Here is a 19,788-nt window from a genome sequence, read left to right on the forward strand (position 1 = left end):
GAAATAAAAAGATGGCCCAACAGACCATCTTTTAGCCCGAGTCCTTTTTAAAAACCGTTGTTCTCGGCAAGTTTCTTAAACCAGTATCCGCTTTTTTTAATCGTTCGTTCGCCGTTTTTGTCAAGGTTGACAGATACAAATCCGTAGCGGTTTTTATAGGCGTTCGTCCATGACCAGTTGTCCATGAATGTCCAAAGGTGATAACCTTTGACATTCGCTCCTTCCTGAATCGCTCTGTGCACCCATTTTAAGTGTTCTTCGATAAACGCAATTCGGTAGTCATCGCGGATTATGCCGTCTTCGCCACGGAAACGCTCTTCTCCTTCAACACCCATTCCGTTCTCAGAAATAAAGCATTCAATATTTCCATAGTTTTCTTTGACATTCATTAAAATATCATAGATTCCTTTTTCGTATATTTCCCAGCCGCGGTGGCGGTTCATTTTTCGTCCGGGCATTTCATAATGGTCAAAAAAACGCTCCGGCATAAAAGGCGCGTCCGGATGAGGCATGTGCTCCTTCGCTTTCACCCGTCTCGGCTGATAATAATTGATGCCGAGCAGATCGACAGTGTGATTTTTGATCAGCTCCAAGTCTCCTTCTTCCATGACAGGCAAATAGCCTTTTTCTTTTAAAATATCTGTTAAAAGCTGCGGAAACTCACCCTTAACGGCAGGATCAAGAAACGACCGGTTAAAGAAAGCGTCAGCTATTTCAGAAGCTCTCACATCTGCCGGGTGCTGGCTTCGCGGATAGGATGGCGTTAAATTTAAAATGATGCCGATTTTGCCGTCGCCTCCGAGTCTGCGGTAGGCTTCGACCGCTTTGGCGTTTGAAAGAATTTCATGGTATGCGACCTGGACGGCCTTTTGAAAGTCGATGATGTTCGGATAATGAAAATCGTATAAATAGCCGCCTTCAGCAGGAACGATCGGTTCATTGTGGGTAAACCATTTTTTCACACGATCCCCGTACAGCCGGAAGCACGTTTCCGCGTATGAAACAAAGTGATCGACGACTTGCCTGTTTTCCCATCCGCCGATATACTGGAGCGCAAGCGGCATATCAAAATGATAAAGGTTGACAAAAGGCTCGATCCCAGCCGCCAGCAGCTCATCGATGACTTGGTTATAAAAGGCAGCTCCTTCCTCGTTCAACCGCCCTTTTCCTTCAGGAAACAGACGGGCCCACGAAATGGAGAAACGAAAAGAGTTGTGGCCGAGCTCCTTCATCAGCTGAATATCTTCTCTGTAAGTCTCGTAAAAACGCGAAGTCTTCTCAGGGCCTACTCCGTCAAAAAATCGGTTCGGCTCTTTTTCGTACCAGTGATCCCAAATGTTCTTTCCTTTGCCTCCTTCAGCCGCCGCTCCTTCAGTCTGAGTCGCGGATGCCGCAGACCCCCACCAGAAGCCTTTTGGAAAACGGTATTGAATTTGTTCTAGCTGCAGTTCTGTTTTTGACATGTCATCAATCTCCTTTTAAAGTCCTAGCGTTGTCTGATCTTGTTCCGCTGCATTGATTTCCTGCTCTTTTTTCATATTCATCCGGTCGATGAATTTCAAAAACGGGAACCAGATCATAAAGACAACGGCTAAATTCACAATCTGTAGAATGCCGCCGGCAAGCGAATTGGTCGCCATCATTCCGCTGATAAAAATCGGCACAGTCCAAGGAATCGTGACCCCGGTCGGCGGCGGCACAAGCCCGGACGCCATTGCGAAATACGTAATTAAAGTGACGATCATCGGCGAGATCACCCACGGAATAAAAATGAGCGGGTTCATGACGATCGGCAGGCCGAAAATGATCGGTTCATTTACGTTGAAAATCCCCGGCGCTGCTCCGAGTTTTGCGACCTGCTTCATTTGCTTGCTCTTCATAAACAGCAGGATGGCAATAATCACGGCCAGTGTCATCCCGGTTCCGCCCATTCCGACGGTGTACACTTCCATAAACTGCTTATTGATAATATGCGGAACTTCCCCTGTTGCGGTATAGCTATTCAAATTTTCGATCGAAAGCGTATTCCAGATCGGATCCATAACAGAGTTGATAATAATTTGCCCGTGGAGTCCGAAGAACCAGAGAAGCTGAGTAAAAAATATAGCAATCAAGGTCGGAATGATACCGCTTCCAAGGCCGACAAGCGGAGCCTGTACCAGATTGTAAATTAAATCGTGCATATTCGTATTAAACGCTTGGGTCACAAGGATATTGATGACCAAGTAGACGGACAAGGTCATCACCGCCGGAATCAGCGCGGCAAAAGATTTAGCTACAGCAGGCGGAACGCCGGCGGGCATTTTGATCGTATAGTTTTTCTGGACAAAAAATCTGAAAATCTCCGCGGATGTAAAGGCGGTAATCATTCCGAGGAACATCCCTTTCGCACCGAGCCTGTCAATCGGGATGACGTTCGGAATCATTTCCCCTCCTTCGCCGTTTAATACAAACGGAGTCAGCAGAAGGAACGATGCCAAAGCGACGACTCCTCCAAAAACCGCATCGACTTCATAAGTTTTGGATAAATAATACCCGATCCCGAACACGACGAAAACGGACATAATGCTGATCGTTGCGCTCGGCGCTATGCTTAAAGCCGACTGGAACGTTTCAAGCGCCGATTTGCTCATCATTTTATTGAGAAACGGCAAATTGGTTAAAACGACAATGATCGATCCGAAAATGGTGAGCGGAAAAGCCAGCATAAACGCATCCCTCAGCACGCCTAAATACCGGTTGTTATTCAGCTTCCCGGCAATCGGCACCAAGAGGTTGCTCAATTTTTCAAACATGGTCTCTTATCCCCCTTCGATTTTGCCATACAGTGCGAATCATAGATTTTTCTCTTTGAATAATTCCAATAATTCGGACACAAGTTCCTTCATCGTGAGCGTCGACATCAAATGGTCCTCCGCGTGCAAGAGCAGCAAAGAGAACTCACTTTTTTCCCCGCCCGCTTCTTTTTGAATCATTTGAAAGTGAATATCATGGGCCTGCTGCAAATCGGCTTCAGCCTGGTGCAGCAGCTCCTCTGCTTTCTGAACGCTGCCGGCGCGGTATGCCCTGATGGACTGAATGACTTTGCTGCGGGCGTTTCCGCTATGAAGAATGAGCTGAAAGCAAATTTGTTCGCCTGTTAATTCATCGAGTTTTAATTTTCCCATCATCATCAATCTCCGATCAAGCTGAGCGCCTGTTCATAAGCTTTCTTTCCGTCTGCCATTCCGTAAGCCATCATATCAATCACATCAACCTTAGTACCGTACTGTTCTGCTTCTTTCTGCAGCTCGCCTTTTAAAAAGCTCATTTGCGGGCCGATGAGAACGACGTTTGCCTCTGCCATCTCTTTTTTTGCCTGGTCCTGTCCGACCGCCCAAATTTTTGCCTCGTCACCGATTGAATGCGCGTATTCCTCCATCTTGGTGACAAGGAGACTTGTCGACATACCCGAACTGCATGCAAGTAAAATCTTTTTCATCGTCATATCCTCCTTTATTAAAAGCGCTTTCACACAACTATTATTATATCTTTTTATTTTTATATGTCTAGACATTTAAAAATAAATGTATGTATTTATTTTGAATAATAAAAACCCCTCTTCTTTCAAGAGAGGGGGGCCAAACAAATTATCGGGCGTATTTTTTGAACAGCTGAACTGCTTCCTTCGGCACGTAGAAGGATCCATTGCTTTCAACAATCACGCTGTCTAATTCATATTCCTTTCCGTTGATTCTGATGAGGTTTTTGTTCACCGGCATTTCGGCTTTCCCTTTTTTGCGCGATGCGACAAGAACTGGATTAGCCGGATCTTTCTGATCGATCGTTACGCTGGCTCCGGCTTTTTTAAATGCCTGTTTTGCTTCGATAAATAATTCGTTTGTTAATTTGTCTAAGTTGAAGCCCATTGCTTTTGCCATCGTTTTAGCGATGCCGGTGTTATCGACGAGCCCCTGCGGCTTTTCGGGACCGTACGAATACAGGAAGACATCTTCACCTGTATGACCGCCTGTTGTGAATCCGATGTTGGCTCGGTTGCTGAGCAGCTTGGTGAATAATGAAGCCGCTTCTTTTTTGTTTTTCACGCTTTTCAGCTGTTCCTTCTCTGCCGGCGTTAAATCATCAAGTCCGTAAAGCTTTGCCGCTTCTTCGATATTCGATAAATCGTCTTTTAATTTGCCGGTTGCGCCTTCCACCGTCATTTTAGCCTTTTTCAGCGGATCGATATAGGCTGATACCGGCGTTGTGTCATAGCCTTTCGTCGTGTTGCTGTTGCCGATGGAGATGCCGCTGTTGCCGTGGTCTGAGACGGCAATAACCATTGTATGTTTGTCTTTTTTAGCGAATTCAAGCGCTTCTTTCACCGCGTTATCAAATGCCAATACATCGCTGATCATGCCGATCGGATCGTTTTGATGCGCTGCCCAGTCAGGCTTGCTTCCTTCCACGAATAAAAAGAAACCGTCCTTGTCTTTAGAAAGCGTCTGAATCGATTTTTTCGTCATCTCCGCAATCGTCGGCTGCTCTGGATGCGTTGCACGGCGGTCCATGTCATACGCGAGATCGCGCTGTGAGAATGCGCCCCAAATTTTTTTCGATTTTGACTTGAGGAGCTGATCTTTCGTTTCAACAAAATCGTACTTTTTATCTTTGAGCACTTTGACAAGGTCTTCACCGTCTTTGCGGCTTTTATCCTTTGTCCCCGGCTGAAGCGATTCTTTTCCTCCGCCAAGGACAACGTCCATGTTTTGATAAACCTGCTGTTCACCGAGCACTTCAAAGTTATTGCGGTCCTTATGATGGCCGGAATAGCCGGCAGGCGTGGCATGCTGAATTTCAGAGGTTGCAATAATGCCAGTTGCTTTTCCCTTCTGTTTGGCGCCTTCCAGCACGTTTGCCACAGGCCGGTATTGATCTTTTTTACCGACCTTCTCGACACCTGGTGTATTCACCTTTGAAGGCAGCACTCCAATATAGGAAGAATTTGATTTTCGTCCCGTTGCCATCGCAGTTGCTGCAGGTGCAGAATCAGTGATCGCCGATTCTGCCGAATGCGTCCGGACACCACCGCTGACAATCTGGTCCATCGCGAGCGGTTCGCCTTTATACCAGCGTGCCAATGTTGTTGCAGAAGAGCTTGTTCCATCCATGACCATCATGATCACGTTTTTGACCTTTGGTTGTTCCTTCTTTTTCGCTGTTTCCATTGCTGCACTGCCTGTTCCCGCTGATCCTAAAGCGACTGCGCCTGCCAATGTAATGCCGACGATTCTGTTGCGTAAGAAACCCATTCTTATGTACTCCCTCCATAACCGCTTTTTGTTGACAAACCTACACTATCATTGCTATGTAAACAGCACTTTTGCTTTCTATTAATCTTATGTAAATTTTTTTGGGCTTATGATGAAAAGAAGGCACCCCGCCTTCTTTTCATCCTTTTCCAGCTTGGAATCCCGGGTATTTCGTCATTCCGCCGTCCACATACAGCGTCAGGCCCGTCACATAGCTCGCTTCTTCGGATGCAAGCCAGGCCGCGCAAGCCGCGACTTCCTCCGGCTTTCCGATATACCCGATCGGAATCAATTCAACAACGCCTTTTTTCAATTCGGGATCAGCGAATTTTTCGGCGTTAATCGGCGTATCGATCGCACCGGGTCCGATCGCATTTACCCGAATTCCTTTCGGGGCATATTCAAGGGCAAGGGTTTCCGTCAGCAGTTTTGCCCCGCCCTTGCTTGCCGCATAATGGACAAAATGCGGCCACGGGATTTGCTGATGGACGCTCGACATATTAATGACCGAGCCTTTAATATTATGATCGAGCATATAGCCGATCGCTTCCCGGCATCCTAAGAACATCCCTGTCAAATTAGTTGATATGACGCGGTTCCAGTCTTCCAGAGACAAATCCTCAGAAGGTACTTCATTTTCCACCCCAGCGTTGTTCACCATCACATCAACGGAACCGAATGAATCAACGGCCTGTCTGATCAGCGCTTTTACATCGTCTTCTTTTGAGACATCTCCTTGAACGGCAATCGCGCGCGCTCCACTGTTTTCTATTTTCTTCACCGTCTCTTCAGGATTTTCTTCTTCCTTGAAGTAATTGATCACTACATTGGCTTTTTCAGAACCGAAGCGAAGTGCCATCGCTTTTCCAAGACCTGTACCCGCCCCTGTAATAACCACCGTTTTTCCCTCTAAACTAGGATACATGGGTTGATTCCTCCTTATTGAAACTCTCTTTTGAGTAGGTTTCCACAGAAGCGCTTAAACATGCATCCTTCCGAAATCAAAAAACCGCAAGCTTTTCAGCTTGCGGTTTTACATCTTATTTCATCCACTCAGTGTGGAAAATGCCTTCTTTATCTGTACGCTCATACGTATGTGCGCCAAAGTAGTCGCGCTGCGCCTGAATCAGGTTGGCCGGCAATGTCGCAGTGCGATAGCTGTCAAAATAAGCGAGAGCGCTTGAGAAGCAAGGTACAGGAATTCCTTGTTCAACCGCAAGAGAAATCGTTTTGCGGAGAGCGCCCTGATAGCCTTCAACGATATTTTTGAAGTAAGGATCAAGAAGCAGGTTGTCAAGCCCCGGATCGCGGTCATACGCTTCTTTGATTTTTTGCAGGAACGCCGCGCGGATGATGCATCCTCCGCGGAAGATCATCGCGATATCGCCGTATTTCAAATCCCAGCCGTATTCTTCTGATGCGGCTTTCATTTGAGCGAAGCCCTGTGCGTAAGAACAGATTTTGCTCATGAAGAGTGCTTTTCTGACCGCTTCGATCAGCTCTTCTTTGTTCTCGGCGGCTGGTTTCGCTTCAGGACCTGTCAGAAGCTTGCTTGCTTTGACGCGCTCTTCTTTCATGGAAGAAATGAAGCGAGCGAAAACGGATTCCGTAATGATCGGAAGCGGCACGCCCAGGTCAAGAGCGCTTTGGCTCGTCCATTTTCCTGTGCCTTTTTGACCTGCTTTATCGAGGATGACATCAACGAGCGGCTTGCCAGTTTCCTCGTCTTTTTTCGTGAAAATATCAGCCGTGATTTCGATCAGATAGCTGTCAAGCTCTCCTTTATTCCACTCGGAGAAGACTTCGTGAAGCTCATCTGAAGACAGACCGACAATGTGTTTCAAAATAAAGTATGATTCTGAGATCAGCTGCATGTCTCCGTATTCGATGCCGTTATGAACCATTTTTACATAATGGCCGGCGCCGTCTGGACCGATGTATGTCGTACACGGTTCGCCGTCTACTTTTGCAGAAATCGCTTCAAGAATCGGCTTGACAAGCTCATGGGCTTCTTTTTGTCCGCCTGGCATGATAGAAGGACCTTTCAGAGCGCCTTCCTCACCGCCGGAAACACCGGTGCCGATGAAGTGAATGCCGCTTTCGGCCAGCTCTCTGTTTCTTCTCTGCGTATCTTTATAATATGTATTTCCGCCGTCAATCAAAATGTCGCCTTTTTCAAGATGAGGCAGGAGCGATTGAATCGTTGCGTCTGTCGGTGTTCCAGCTTTGACCATCAACAGAATTTTGCGCGGTTTTTCAAGAGATTGAACGAACTCTTCAATGCTGTATGTACCGACAACGTTTTTGCCTTCGGCTTCTTTCAGAAACTCTTCCGTTTTCTCGCTTGATCTGTTGTAAACAGAAACCGTAAACCCGCGGCTTTCAATGTTTAGAGCCAAGTTTTTTCCCATTACTGCTAAACCAACTACACCTATTTGTTGTTTTGCCATGTCTAACGTCCCTTCTAAAGCGTTTAGCATTTTAGTTTAATTTTTATTTAAATTGAAATTACCACACTTTGACCTACATTTTCAAGCTATTGATCTTGTCTCTCGTCCTGGAAAAAATCTTTGTTAAAGCTTGTTCCGCTCGTCTTGCTTTCTTTTTTCACGATCCTGATCCCTTTTTTGATGAGGTCTGTTCCATATTTTTCATTCAATTCGGCCATCACTTTTTGGATCGGCTCATCTTTGGCATCCTCATGAAACGAAAATAAATCAAGCTGTTTGACGGCTTCCTTCCGATTGACGAGGTCTGTTCCCGTCACGCCTAAAAGTCTGACAGGGCTTCCGTGCCAATGCTGCCTGAAAAGGGCTTTCGCTTCCTTCGCAATATCTTCTCTTGAATCGGTCGGATTCAGAAGGGTCTTGCTTCTGGTTATGTTTGTCCAATCCGCAAAGCGGATCATGATGAAAACTTTTGCTGCCATGACCTCTTTTCGCTTCAGCCTGTCGCTTACTGAGACGGAAAGCTTGTCAATCAGGCCGCACAATTCCTTCTCATCTGTGCTGTCATACGGGAGAGTCGAGGAATTGCCGACGCTTTTGAATTCGTATATCCTGTCGGGATTCACCTCTCCGGTGTCGATGCCGTTTGCCCTCCTTTTTAAACGGGGGCCGTTGATACCTAGGAGGCGCTTTAAAGCATACTCATCTGCGGCAGCCAAATCGCCGATCTTGCCGATATCAAGCGTCTTGAGCTTTTCAGCGGTTTTCCGGCCGACTCCGTACATCTCGCTGATGTCCATGGGCCAAAGAATCCGGGGCACTTCGCGCTTTCTCAATATCGTAATGCCGAGCGGTTTTTTCATATCCGAAGCCATTTTGGCCAGGAATTTATTCGGAGCGATCCCGATGCTTGACGGAAGAAGCAGTTCTTCTTGAAGGCGCTCTTGAATTTCCTTCGCCGTTTCATATGCCCGATTTCTGTATGGCGTGTCCGTTAAATCCATGTACCCTTCATCAATAGAAACAGGCTCGACAAGGTCCGTATACTCCCTGAGCACTTGAAACATTTCTCTTGAAGAGCTTCTGTAGCGGTCGAAATTCGGCGGCTTGACGATCAGCTCGGGGCAGAGCCGCTTCGCTTCCCAAAGCGGCATAGGCGGTTTTACGCCGCGTGCTCTCGCCTCGTAGCTGCACGTGACGACGATGCCTTTCCGCTCCTTTGCATTTCCCGCGATGGCGAGCGGCCTGCCTTTCAGCGAAGGGTCATACGCCATTTCAACAGACGCGTAAAAGCTGTTCATATCGATATGAAAGATGACTCTTCCCTTTTGTTTATCAGCAGACAAAACGGCTCCCTCCTGGTACTCAAATTAGACATCCCGGCATTCATATAGTAAGATGTTAAATGAAACGGAAGTGATAATAGATGATTCTTGAATCTTTCAACGATGCTTTTTTACTGTTTGAGTTTTTCACAATCGTCCTTCCCGCACTGACGGCGATCGGTATCGCCCTCATCCTAAAGGACTGCAGTACGGGCGACAGCTGGAAAACGAAACGGTTTGAAGAATATCATGCAATACAGTTTGTTTCTGCAATCGATTTTCTTATCATCCTATATCATCGCATTACGGTATGGATAAGTAAAGTCATTCGCATGAAAGCTTCATCGAACGACGATGAAGACCACCGTTCCCTTCTTCTTTCAATTTAAACGGGAAAAGGTGTCCGGCAGACGGGCCCTTTTATTCAGAAGGAGGAGAACGTGTTGAACACGAAATTAAAACAATTATTTGCGACTGCAATGTTTTTGATCATGACCATGTTTATAGGTGAACAAGCTTCGGCAGCCACCGGCAGTACCGGAGGAAGCGACAACTTCTTCCAACACTATGTCGTGGGGCCTTTTTCAGAGCTGATTAAAGGAATCGCCGGATTTTTCCACGGAAACTACGGACTGTCGATTATTTTTGTGACCATCATCGTCCGGGTTCTCGTCTTTCCGCTGTTTGCCAACCAGTATAAAAAACAGCGGGCCATGCAGGAAAAAATGGCGCTTGTCAAACCTGAGCTGGATGCGATTCAAAGCAAGCTAAAAAAGACGAAAGATCCTGTGAAGCAGAGGGAAATTCAGCAGGAGATGATGCAGCTTTACCAAAAGCATAACATCAATCCGCTGGCGATGGGCTGCCTGCCGATGCTGATTCAGTTTCCGATCCTGATCGGTTTTTATTATGCGATCCGCTCGACGCCCGAAATTGCTTCACACTCTTTTCTCTGGTTTAACCTCGGGCATTCGGATATTATCGTATCTTTATGCGCCGGGTTCATGTATTTTATCCAGTTCTATGTGTCTCAAAAGCTGAACGCACAGAACGCCCAAACAAATCCGGCGGCTCAGCAGTCCGCCAAAATCATGGGCTTCTTTTTCCCTGTGATGATGACGATCTTTTCGATCAACGTCCCTGCAGCCCTGCCGCTGTACTGGCTGACAAGCGGACTGCTTCTGACGATTCAATCCGTCGTTCTTCATCAAGTTTACCAAAAAAACAAAAAAGCCATTCAGCCTGCTGAATCGGCTACAAAATAAAAAAGCTTGCGCCTTTAAAGGCGCAAGCTTTTTTGCGTTTCCCTTCCATCTTCTCGATCGCGACTTCAGGTAGTGTGACCGTTTCCGCTGAAACCATCGGCTCGAGCTGAAACGGTCCCTGTAAAAACCCGCCTTTATGACGGGTTTGCTACTTCCTCAATAATGGCAACAACCATTTCTGCAGTTTTGACAAGTTCCTCAATCGGCATTTTTTCGTTTTTCGTATGGATTTGTTCATATCCGACTGCAAGGTTGACAGTCGGAATGCCGTGTCCTGCGATGACGTTCGCATCGCTTCCTCCGCCGCTCGTCAATAGCTCGTACGGACGGCCGATTTTCCCGGCGGCTTTTTTGGCGATTTCAACGACGAGATCCCCGTCTTTGTATTTAAAGCCCGGGTACATGACTTCGATTTCCACCTCGGCTCTGCCACCCATTTCAGCGGCGGCTGCTTCAAACGCCTGCTTCATTTTTTCGGTCTGCTTTTCCATTTTTTCCGGAACAAGCGAACGGGCTTCAGCGAGAATGTCGACCTGATCGCAGACGATATTGGTTTGCGTTCCGCCCTCAAAGCGGCCGATATTAGCCGTCGTCTCCTCGTCGATGCGGCCAAGCGGCATTTTGGCAATCGCTTTTGAAGCGATCGTGATCGCGGAGACTCCTTTTTCCGGCTCTACTCCGGCATGAGCCGTTTTTCCGTAGACAGTTGCTCTAATTTTCGCCTGTGTCGGCGCTGCTACGATAATATTGCCGACCTTCCCGTCGGAATCAAGCGCATATCCGTAATCGGCTTTGATCAGCGATCGGTCTAAAGCTTTCGCTCCGACAAGCCCCGATTCTTCGCCGACCGTAATGATAAACTGGATCGTTCCGTGCGGAATGTTTTTTTCTTTCAGCACTTTTACGGCTTCGAGCATCGCTGCAAGGCCTGTTTTGTCGTCAGCTCCCAAAATCGTTGTGCCGTCTGTTTTGACATATCCGTCTTCAATGACCGGCTTCACACCTTTTCCGGGCACGACGGTATCCATGTGGGATGTAAAGTAAATCGTGTCCGCCTCTTTCGTTCCAGGAAGCGTGCACACGAGGTTTCCCGCTCCGTGCCCCGTTTTTGGCGCGGTGTCATCCTCCACGACATCCATTCCAAGAGCAGCAAATTTTTCTTTCAGCACCTTGCAAATATCAGCTTCGTGTTTTGTCTCGGAATCAATTTGCACAAGTTCTAAAAACTCTTCTAACAGGCGTTTTTCATTCATGCTAGTTTCCCCTCCATTTTTAAAGCGGTATATTTCCATGCTTTTTGTCCGGCCGGATTTCTCTTTTGCTCTTCAGCATGTCAAACGTTTGGATCAGCTTCTTCCGCGTCTCTTTCGGATCGATGATATCGTCTACAATGCCGTATCTTGCAGCGGCAAAAGGGCTTGAAGCGTGCATGCATTTCCGGATTTTTTCCTCGCGGGCGGCCCGCGGGTCTTCCGACCGTTCGATTTCCTTCGCGAACAGCACATCCGCAGCTTCCGAGGCGCCCATCACTGCAATTTCTGCATTCGGCCAAGCAAACACGGCATCAGCTCCAAGCGCCTTGCTGTTTAAAGCGACATATGCTCCGCCGTATGCTTTTCTTAAAATGACCGTCACCTTGCAGACGGCGGCTTCCGCATACGCGTAAAGGATTTTAGCGCCGTGTCTGATCACCCCGCCGTGCTCTTCGCGTATTCCCGGAAGAAAGCCGGGACAATCCACCAAAGTCAAAATCGGGATCTGAAAGGAATCGCAAAAACGGATAAACCGGGCGATTTTGTCAGCCGCATCCATGCTGAGGCTTCCGGCTAAATACTTCGGCTGGTTGGCCACGATCGCCGCCGTTTCCCCCGCTATCCTTGCAAAACCGATCACCGCGTTTTTGGCAAAGTGGCGCTGCACTTCAAAAAATGTTCCGCTGTCTGCGATTTCCGCGATGATCTGTTTGATGTCATACGGCCGCTGACCGTCTTTAGGCAGAATCGTCATTAAATCAGGCCTTATCTCATCATCTTTCGCCTTTCTCGCCTTAGCCGGGGGCTTTTCTTCGTGATTCTGGGGGATGTAGGACAAGAGCTTGCGCACCTCACTGAGGACGGCCTCATCGGAATCCCCGGAAAAATGGGCATTCCCGCTGATTGAATTATGTATATAGGCGCCCCCCAATTCTCCGGAGCTGACAGCTTCGCCTGTCGCCGTTTTGATGACTTTCGGACCGGTAATGAACATCTGTCCGGTTTTTTCGTTCATGAAAACGAAGTCGGTCAAAGCTGGAGAATAAACCGCGCCGCCCGCACAAGGGCCGAGAATGACAGAGATTTGCGGAATGATGCCTGAGCAAAGGACATTTCGGTAAAAAATATGACCGTATCCATCTAATGATAGCACACCCTCTTGAATTCTCGCACCACCTGAGTCGTTCAGACCGATGAAAGGGGCCTTATTTTTGAGGGCAAGATCCATGACGGCCGCTATTTTTTTGGCGTGCATTTCTCCGAGCGCTCCGCCGGTGACGGTAAAATCCTGGGAAAACAGATAAACGGGCCGCCCGTCGATTTTTCCGAATCCCGTGACAACCCCGTCGCCTAACGGGCCGCCGGACTGCCGGCTTCTGGCAAAAGCATTCAGCTCAGTGAACGTTCCCTCATCAAGCAGAAGATCGATTCTCTCTCTGGCGGTGAGCTTGCCTTTTTGCTTCTGCCTGTCGATCCGTTCCTGCCCGCCCCCTAGCAAAGCTTGTTGACGGCTGTTGTTTAAATCGTCGACTCTTTCAAACATATTCATCGTGTTCTGCCCCTTCTCTATTTGATTCTTACACGAAACTTGTCCGATGAAAAAAAGCAGTATAAAATAATGGGAGATTAAAAAACAGAGGTGAAAAGCTTGTCTCGAAAATTCATCAAATTCATGGTTATTTTAATGATCAGCGTCATGGTGCTGACGACTCTGCTTACCGGACTCAGCATGATTTTTTAATACAAATCATGAAAGCAGGCGGCTCTTTTTGCGGAGAAACGCCTGCTTTTTTTCAAGCCCGGACTTCCGCAGGAATAGAAAAAACCGCACGGGTTTCCCCCTGTTTCATTAGATTGACCAATGAAGGAGAAACTCATGCGGTTATGCAGGAGATTTAATTCCTTTAAAGTAGCTCTTAATCACAAGATACTGTTCCATTTCGCCGAGAAAATTGAAAAGAGCAGCGCGCGCTTCAAATTCTTCGCGTGTCGTCGGTAGCTCCATCTCATCAATTTCCTCTCTCATTTTCACGAGCCGCTTCAAAAACTTATGAGCCGTATTGCCGGGATGGATGGCTCCTCTTAAATCATGAAGAAACGCTGCGATCATATGCCCCTGTTCAACCGTCATCGAAATCGACGTGATTTTCGGCAGGACCCTTTCGATAATTTCAAACTGCTTTTCTCTCATTTTAAAGTAGTGATAATAGAGATTTTCGTGCCTGAGAAAGTGATTTTCCACATCACGGTATGCCAGGGTCTTCGCTTCATTGATCAAACGGTGCGTCTCAGGAATCTCTTTTCCCGTCCAGTCCTGTTCCCCGGTCAGCAAATAGCGTTCGATTTCTTCAAAAATCTTGGCAAAGTTATCTTCGATTTTCTGCTGATACTGTTTGAGCTCTTTATCGAGGCTCGGCATGTACAAATTCATCAGCAGGGCAACGCCGATTCCCGTAATGATGATGAGGCATTCATTCCAAATGAGAGAAAGGGTGATCCCTTCTGACATATAAAGATGAAGAATGATGACCGAACTTGTGACGATTCCTTCTTTTATTTTCAGAAGAACGGTTGTCGGAATAAAGAACAGCAGCATCAGACCGATGACAGCCGGATGATAGCCGATCAGTTCAAAAAACGCGTATGAAAAAACGATCGCAAGAATGCATGCCGCAAACCGGGCCCATGATGCCTGAAGGGACCGCTTTTTCGTCACTTGAATACAGAGGATCGTGATGATCCCTGTCGACACAAAATTATGAAGGCCGAGCAGCTGTGCGATATAGATGGCCAATGCTGTGCCAAGCGCTGTTTTTAATGTGCGATAACCTATTTTAAACATCGTTAACCCCAATCTTTTCTGCTAGTCTTAGTGAATAAAAAAGAAGAAGATCAGCATCTTCTTCAGCTTATTTTATAGTATTTTCTCTAAAAAGTCTTGAGCTCTTTTCGATTTTGGAGAAGAAAAAAACGCTTTAGGATCATCGTCTTCGACAATGGTTCCTTCATCCATGAAAAGCACCCTGTCGGCGACTTCTTTGGCAAAGCCCATTTCGTGCGTCACGATCACCATCGTCATCCCGGTTTTCGCCAAATCCTGCATCACCTGAAGCACTTCTTTGACCATCTCAGGATCAAGGGCCGATGTCGGCTCGTCAAACAGCATGATGTCCGGATTCATCGCCAGCGCCCTCGCAATCGCAACGCGCTGCTTTTGCCCCCCTGATAAACGGTTCGGATAATCATCTTTTTTATCGATAAGCCCCACTTTCTCAAGCAGTTCTTCCGCTTTTTTCGCTGCCGCCTGTTTGCTTTCTTTTTTGACATGGACAGGTGCATACGTAATATTTTCAAGAACCGTTTTATGCGGAAACAAATGAAAATGCTGAAAGACCATGCCGATGTTCTCTCTGATTTTCAGCACATTTGTTTTCGGGCTTGTAATCTCTTGATCCTGAATGAAAATGCTGCCCTCCGTCGGCTTTTCGAGCATGTTTAAGCAACGCAGAAACGTGGACTTGCCTGAGCCTGACGGACCGATGACAGCGGCTACTTCGCCTTTTTCAAAGGAAACGGAAATATGTTTAAGCACCTCGTGCTTTCCGAAAGATTTTGAGAGATTGCGAACATTAATCATTGACATTCAGCTTCCTTTCAATCGCTTTGCCGACAAACGTCAGGATCAAAACGAGCACATAGTAGATGAGACCCGCAAACAGCATCGGCTCAAGCGGGCTGTAGATCGCCGCTCCCGCCTGATAGCTTCGTCTCATAATATCGCCGAGTCCGATGACGGTGACAACAGCCGATTCCTTTGTCAGTGTAATCGATTCGTTGATCAGCGCTGGCATGATATTTTTAAAGGCCTGCGGCAGCAAGAGATCCTTCATCATCTTTGCATACGGGACGCCCAGCGCCATCGCCGCTTCTTTTTGCCCTTTGTCGATCGCATTGATTCCGGCTCTGATGATTTCTGACACATAAGCGGCGGAATTTAAGCCGAATGCGATGACTGCCGCCCAGTAAGCATCAATATCGAAGCCCAGCACCTGAGGCAGCCCGTAATAGACGATCATCAGCTGCAGAACAAGCGGTGTCCCCCGGAATATGGAAGTGTAAAAATCGGCAATCCATGCGAGGGGCTTGATCGAACTGATTTTTAAAAGCGTAATCAAAACCCCCAGCAAAAATCCAAGCACGGCCGCAGCCGCGACCACTTTTAAGGTGACGCCCAAGCCTTCCAAAATGAAAGGCATCTCGGGTATTGTACTAGAAAAATCAAGAAAATTCATGTGACTCTCCCTCTCCCGCCTCATCATCAAAGAGGCGCACATCGCTTTAGAAAAAAAGTTCAACAAAAAGTTGAACTTTTCACGCTTACTTTTTCGTTTCTCCGCCGAACCATTTTTCTTTCAGCTTTTCAAGTTCTCCGCTTTTCTCCATTTCTTCAAGCGCTTTGTTGAACTTCTCGGTCAAATCGCTTCCCTTTTTGAAGGCGATCGCGGAGCCGGCTTTTTCATCCGGTTCTTTCGGCAGATTGTAGCCAACCAGTTCTTCATTTTTATTAATATATTTTTCGGCAACGATATCCTCTATGATTGCTGCGTCAAAGCGGCCCGCTTTGATTTCTTCGGTTAAATCCGAAATGCGGTTGCGGTTTTCAACTTTTAAATTATAATCCGGCGTAAGCTCCTTCGCTTTTTCTTCCTGAATGGAGCCAAGCTGCACGCCGACCGTTTTTCCTTTCAAATCGTCAAGCGATTTGATGCCGCTTGATTTTTTTGTAACGATCATGTTGTGAGCCGTATAATAGACGTTTGAAAAATCGACCTGCTTTTTGCGTTTAGGCGTCGGCGTCATTCCTGAAAGCACGATGTCGACTTTGTTTGTTTTAAGAGCGGTCACCAGGCCGTTGAAGTCCATGTCTTTCACTTCGATTTCATGGCCCGTTTTTTTAGCCAGTGCATTGGCCAGATCAACATCAAAACCGACAATCTTATCTCCGTCTTTCGATTCAAAAGGCGGGTAATCGGCTGAAGTTCCCATCACCAATGTTTTTTTATCAGCAGAACTGCTGCTCGTCCCGCATGCAGTCAATGCAAATGTGACACATGCTGCCACTACCAGTAACATCCATTTTTTCATGTTGTGTATCCCCCTGAACCTTTTTTGAATATTTATTCGTTGATATGTATTTTAAACATTTTCTAGGCCAGATGCAATACCATTTTGAAAAATAACTGAAAAACCTTCAAACAAGCATTTAAATACCAATTGAAAGCCTGTGTTTTTATCTTTCTGATTGCATATAAAAAGAATTTTTATACACAAAAAAAGCCTGCCACTGTTTTGGCAGGCGGTATTTCCTTTACCTTATACTTCTTCACAGTATTCTTCAAACAATCCTTGTAGCTTAGTGATGACAGCCATCGGCTCATAGCCTTCAATTTCATGGCGTTCGACCATTTTTAAAATCTTGCCGTCTTTTAAAAGAGCGAATGACGGAGAAGAGGGCGGATATCCTTCAAAATATTCCCTTGCTCGAGCCGTCGCTTCTTTGTCTTGTCCGGCAAAAACGGTGACGAGATGATCCGGGCGCTTATCGTAATGAACCGCATGATGTGCGGCTGGCCTTGCAATTCCCCCTGCACAGCCGCAGACGGAGTTGACCATCACAAGCGTAGTCCCTTTTTTCGTGAGCGCTTCATCGACCTCTTCAGGCGTTTTCAATTCGGTGTAGCCGGCAGCCGTTATTTCCTGTCTGGCTTGGCGCACGACATCATTCATAAACAGATTAAAATCCATGTTCACTTTAAGATCTCTCCTTTTTAGCCGCCTTTAGCATGATGCTAAAGGCGCTGTTTGCTCATCTGTTCTAATGATACTTTGAAACCGTCCGAACCGCAAATCAGGCGATTCGTGTTCCTTCAGGTTTATGGCACGGGCAGCCCGGGGAAAAATAAGTAAAGACTCTATCAAATAAAGGAGCACCTTTATGAACCGAAAGAAAGCAATGCTGATTTACAACGGAAATGCAGGACAAAAAAATGTTGAAAAAACACTGGGTGCTGCCGTGCCTGTTCTTTCACAGGCTATAGACGAACTCATCGTAAAACCGACGAGAAAGAAACGTGATGCATTCGAATTTTGCCGAAAGATCGGGGAGGATATCGGGCAATTGTTTATATTAGGCGGTGACGGAACGGTGCACGAATGCATTAACGGCATCAGCCAGCTTCAAACGAAGCCAGATATCGGCATTCTCCCGGGCGGCACATGCAACGACTTTTCGAGGGCGCTCCGCATTCCCCAGAACATTGAAAAAGCGGCGGAAGCGCTCGTCAATGGAAAACCTGTCCCGGTCGATGTGTTAAAAGCAAATGATCATTATTGTCTCAACTTCTGGGGCATCGGATTGATTACGGAAGCTTCCACCCATATCAATCAAACGGAAAAAGCGCTGCTCGGGAGAATCAGTTATTTTACAAGCGCACTGCGGACCATCTCCAATCTTGAGCCTTTCTCTTTCCGCCTGTCGATCGACGGAGAAGAGTTTACTGACGAAGCGGTCATGGTGGTCGTGCTGAACGGACCATTTATCGGAACAAACAAGATCCCCCTTCCGCAGCTGAGCATTAACGACGGAAAAGCGGACATCCTCGTCTGCCGGAATACGAATCTGGCTGCATTGAAAGAACTTTTTGCAATGGATGATCCCGAATGGGATTCCTTTGCAGGCGAGCTCTCCTATTATCAGGGGCAAACCGTTGAAGTTGAAACCGCCCTCCCAATGAAAGCCGATACAGACGGCGAAATCTGCACAAAAACGCCGGCTTCAATCGAGGTGCTAAACGGACATCTCCGCATGCTCGCCCCCTTAGAAAAAGAAAAGAGCTGACCCTTAACGGGCCAGCTCTTCTTTTTTAATAAATGGAAGTATGATCATCGATTTGTTCCAAAATCTCTTTCACACGGGCAAGGAATCTGCCGCAAACGAGGCCGTCAAGCACTCTGTGGTCGAGGGATAAGCACAGGTTCACCATATCTCTGACCGCGATCATGCCATGCTCCATGACGACGGGACGCTTGACGATCGATTCAACCTGCAGGATGGCCGCCTGTGGATGGTTGATGATCCCCATTGACTGAACTGACCCGAACGAACCGGTATTGTTGACCGTGAACGTACCTCCGCTCATATCCCCGCTCGTCAGCTTGCCGCTTCTGACCTTATGAGCCAGTTCGTAGATTTCTCTCGCGATGCCTTTAATTGTTTTTTCATCGGCATGCTTGATGACAGGAACGTACAGCGCATCGTCAGTCGCTACTGCAATTGAGATGTTGATGTCTTTTTTCTGAATGATTTTATCTCCGGCCCACATGCTGTTCATTTGCGGGAATTCCTTCAGCGCCTGTGCGACCGCTTTGACAAAGAACGCGAAAAAGGTCAGGCTGAAGCCCTCTTTCTTCTTAAATTCGTCCTTTATTTTGTTGCGGTAGCTCACAAGACTTGTGACATCCACTTCCATCATCGTCCAGGCATGAGGGATTTCATGCTTGCTTCTGACCATATTGGTCGCAATCGCATGACGGATTCCGGTCACAGGAATCTCGACGTCTCCAGCCGCACTTTGAGGCGGTGCAGCTTGAGGGGCGGCTTGCGCAGGCTTTTGGACGGGCTCACTCGCTCCCGCGGCATTTGTATCCGGCTGTTTTTCCGGCGCCGCATCAGCTTGAGGAGCAGCTCCGGAAGCAATGATGCGCTGGATGTCTTTTCTGGTGATCCGTCCGCCGGCACCGGTACCTTCCACCTGCTCCAAATCAATGTTGTGCTCTCCGGCAAGTCTCAGCACCGCCGGGGAATAACGTTTTTTCTGAGATGTATCTTTCGCCTCCGGTTTGGCCGGCTCCGCTTCCGCTTGATCCAGATTGGAAACAGCCTCAGCCTCCGGTTTCGCTTCTTCGTTTGTTTCGACTTTGCAGATGACGTCTCCGACTTGCAGAGTTTCGCCTTCTTTCCCGACAAGCTCGGTAATCGTTCCCGTGAACGATGAAGGGACTTCAGCATTGACCTTATCCGTCATCACTTCAGCAATCGGATCGTATTTGTTGACGTGATCTCCGACGCTGACAAGCCATTTGCTGATGGTTCCCTCCGTCACGCTCTCTCCGAGCTGCGGCATTGTCATTTGTTCCACTGCCATACG

General features: G+C 47.3%; 20 protein-coding genes. 4 read left to right on the plus strand and 16 right to left on the minus strand.

What is annotated here, in order from left to right:
* Positions 1–47: 47 nt before the first annotated feature.
* The 8 genes from MKZ04_RS08145 to MKZ04_RS08180 all read right to left on the minus strand — a co-directional run bounded on the left by MKZ04_RS08145 (position 48) and on the right by MKZ04_RS08180 (position 9,084).
* Positions 48–1,463: a glycoside hydrolase family 1 protein gene (locus tag MKZ04_RS08145; protein ID WP_020452096.1), complete on the minus strand. Its 1,416-nt coding sequence runs from the start codon at positions 1,461–1,463 to the stop codon at positions 48–50.
* A 15-nt stretch (positions 1,464–1,478) separates the two neighbouring features.
* Entirely contained in the window at positions 1,479–2,795 is a 1,317-nt protein-coding gene (celB, locus tag MKZ04_RS08150; RefSeq protein ID WP_341045674.1) for a PTS cellobiose transporter subunit IIC, read from the minus strand.
* Positions 2,796–2,834: 39 nt separating this feature from the next.
* The gene (locus MKZ04_RS08155; protein ID WP_025811183.1) at positions 2,835–3,167 is read right to left on the minus strand and encodes a PTS lactose/cellobiose transporter subunit IIA; all 333 of its coding nucleotides are present in this window, start codon (positions 3,165–3,167) and stop codon (positions 2,835–2,837) included.
* Between the two features lie 5 nt (positions 3,168–3,172).
* The gene (locus MKZ04_RS08160; protein WP_020452099.1) at positions 3,173–3,481 is read right to left on the minus strand and encodes a PTS sugar transporter subunit IIB; all 309 of its coding nucleotides are present in this window, start codon (positions 3,479–3,481) and stop codon (positions 3,173–3,175) included.
* Positions 3,482–3,629: 148 nt separating this feature from the next.
* Positions 3,630–5,291, minus strand: a complete 1,662-nt coding sequence (locus tag MKZ04_RS08165; protein WP_020452100.1) for an alkaline phosphatase — start codon at positions 5,289–5,291, stop codon at positions 3,630–3,632.
* Positions 5,292–5,430: 139 nt separating this feature from the next.
* The gene (locus MKZ04_RS08170) at positions 5,431–6,216 is read right to left on the minus strand and encodes an SDR family oxidoreductase (RefSeq protein ID WP_043054390.1); all 786 of its coding nucleotides are present in this window, start codon (positions 6,214–6,216) and stop codon (positions 5,431–5,433) included.
* Positions 6,217–6,331: 115 nt separating this feature from the next.
* Positions 6,332–7,741, minus strand: coding sequence for an NADP-dependent phosphogluconate dehydrogenase (gene gndA, locus MKZ04_RS08175; RefSeq protein ID WP_020452102.1), 1,410 nt, complete (start codon positions 7,739–7,741; stop codon positions 6,332–6,334).
* Positions 7,742–7,827: 86 nt separating this feature from the next.
* On the minus strand, positions 7,828–9,084 hold the full coding sequence (locus MKZ04_RS08180; RefSeq protein WP_020452103.1) for a DNA polymerase IV: 1,257 nt from the start codon (positions 9,082–9,084) through the stop codon (positions 7,828–7,830).
* An 80-nt stretch (positions 9,085–9,164) separates the two neighbouring features.
* Here MKZ04_RS08180 and MKZ04_RS08185 point away from each other — a divergent pair, with 80 nt between their 5' ends.
* A complete protein-coding gene (locus tag MKZ04_RS08185) occupies positions 9,165–9,452 on the plus strand; it encodes a hypothetical protein (protein ID WP_020452104.1) in 288 nt (95 codons plus the stop codon).
* Positions 9,453–9,542: 90 nt separating this feature from the next.
* The gene (locus tag MKZ04_RS08190; RefSeq protein WP_229078641.1) at positions 9,543–10,328 is read left to right on the plus strand and encodes a membrane protein insertase YidC; all 786 of its coding nucleotides are present in this window, start codon (positions 9,543–9,545) and stop codon (positions 10,326–10,328) included.
* A 134-nt stretch (positions 10,329–10,462) separates the two neighbouring features.
* Here MKZ04_RS08190 and MKZ04_RS08195 read toward each other — a convergent pair whose 3' ends face one another.
* Together MKZ04_RS08195 and MKZ04_RS08200 are read right to left on the minus strand one after the other, a co-directional pair.
* Positions 10,463–11,581: a tripeptidase T gene (locus tag MKZ04_RS08195; RefSeq protein WP_023855148.1), complete on the minus strand. Its 1,119-nt coding sequence runs from the start codon at positions 11,579–11,581 to the stop codon at positions 10,463–10,465.
* A 19-nt stretch (positions 11,582–11,600) separates the two neighbouring features.
* Positions 11,601–13,130, minus strand: a complete 1,530-nt coding sequence (locus tag MKZ04_RS08200) for an acyl-CoA carboxylase subunit beta (RefSeq protein WP_043054391.1) — start codon at positions 13,128–13,130, stop codon at positions 11,601–11,603.
* Positions 13,131–13,220: 90 nt separating this feature from the next.
* Here MKZ04_RS08200 and prli42 point away from each other — a divergent pair, with 90 nt between their 5' ends.
* Entirely contained in the window at positions 13,221–13,322 is a 102-nt protein-coding gene (gene prli42, locus MKZ04_RS08205) for a stressosome-associated protein Prli42 (protein ID WP_224067273.1), read from the plus strand.
* 141 nt (positions 13,323–13,463) lie between these two features.
* On the opposite strand, the gene MKZ04_RS08210 is transcribed toward prli42, so the two are convergent.
* The 5 genes from MKZ04_RS08210 to MKZ04_RS08230 all read right to left on the minus strand — a co-directional run bounded on the left by MKZ04_RS08210 (position 13,464) and on the right by MKZ04_RS08230 (position 17,392).
* Positions 13,464–14,423, minus strand: a complete 960-nt coding sequence (locus tag MKZ04_RS08210) for an aromatic acid exporter family protein (protein WP_020452108.1) — start codon at positions 14,421–14,423, stop codon at positions 13,464–13,466.
* Positions 14,424–14,495: 72 nt separating this feature from the next.
* Positions 14,496–15,218 carry an amino acid ABC transporter ATP-binding protein gene (locus tag MKZ04_RS08215; RefSeq protein ID WP_026579330.1) on the minus strand — a complete coding sequence of 241 codons (723 nt, stop codon included), beginning with the start codon at positions 15,216–15,218 and terminating at the stop codon, positions 14,496–14,498.
* Positions 15,211–15,873 carry an amino acid ABC transporter permease gene (locus MKZ04_RS08220; RefSeq protein ID WP_020452110.1) on the minus strand — a complete coding sequence of 221 codons (663 nt, stop codon included), beginning with the start codon at positions 15,871–15,873 and terminating at the stop codon, positions 15,211–15,213. The genes MKZ04_RS08215 and MKZ04_RS08220 overlap by 8 nt, the downstream gene beginning before the upstream one ends.
* An 85-nt stretch (positions 15,874–15,958) precedes the next feature.
* Positions 15,959–16,726: a transporter substrate-binding domain-containing protein gene (locus MKZ04_RS08225; protein WP_023855152.1), complete on the minus strand. Its 768-nt coding sequence runs from the start codon at positions 16,724–16,726 to the stop codon at positions 15,959–15,961.
* Between the two features lie 228 nt (positions 16,727–16,954).
* Positions 16,955–17,392, minus strand: coding sequence for a BrxA/BrxB family bacilliredoxin (locus tag MKZ04_RS08230; protein ID WP_003183325.1), 438 nt, complete (start codon positions 17,390–17,392; stop codon positions 16,955–16,957).
* 184 nt (positions 17,393–17,576) lie between these two features.
* Here MKZ04_RS08230 and MKZ04_RS08235 point away from each other — a divergent pair, with 184 nt between their 5' ends.
* Positions 17,577–18,479 (plus strand): YegS/Rv2252/BmrU family lipid kinase, encoded by a 903-nt coding sequence (locus tag MKZ04_RS08235; RefSeq protein ID WP_075213456.1) that lies wholly within the window; start codon positions 17,577–17,579, stop codon positions 18,477–18,479.
* A 25-nt stretch (positions 18,480–18,504) separates the two neighbouring features.
* Here the strand turns inward: MKZ04_RS08235 and MKZ04_RS08240 are convergent, their stop codons facing one another.
* A complete protein-coding gene (locus MKZ04_RS08240; protein ID WP_328066739.1) occupies positions 18,505–19,785 on the minus strand; it encodes a dihydrolipoamide acetyltransferase family protein in 1,281 nt (426 codons plus the stop codon).
* Between the last annotated feature and the right edge of the window lie 3 nt (positions 19,786–19,788).

It is taken from the genome of Bacillus sp. FSL W7-1354 (genome assembly GCF_038002405.1).
GTDB lineage: Bacteria > Bacillota > Bacilli > Bacillales > Bacillaceae > Bacillus > Bacillus paralicheniformis.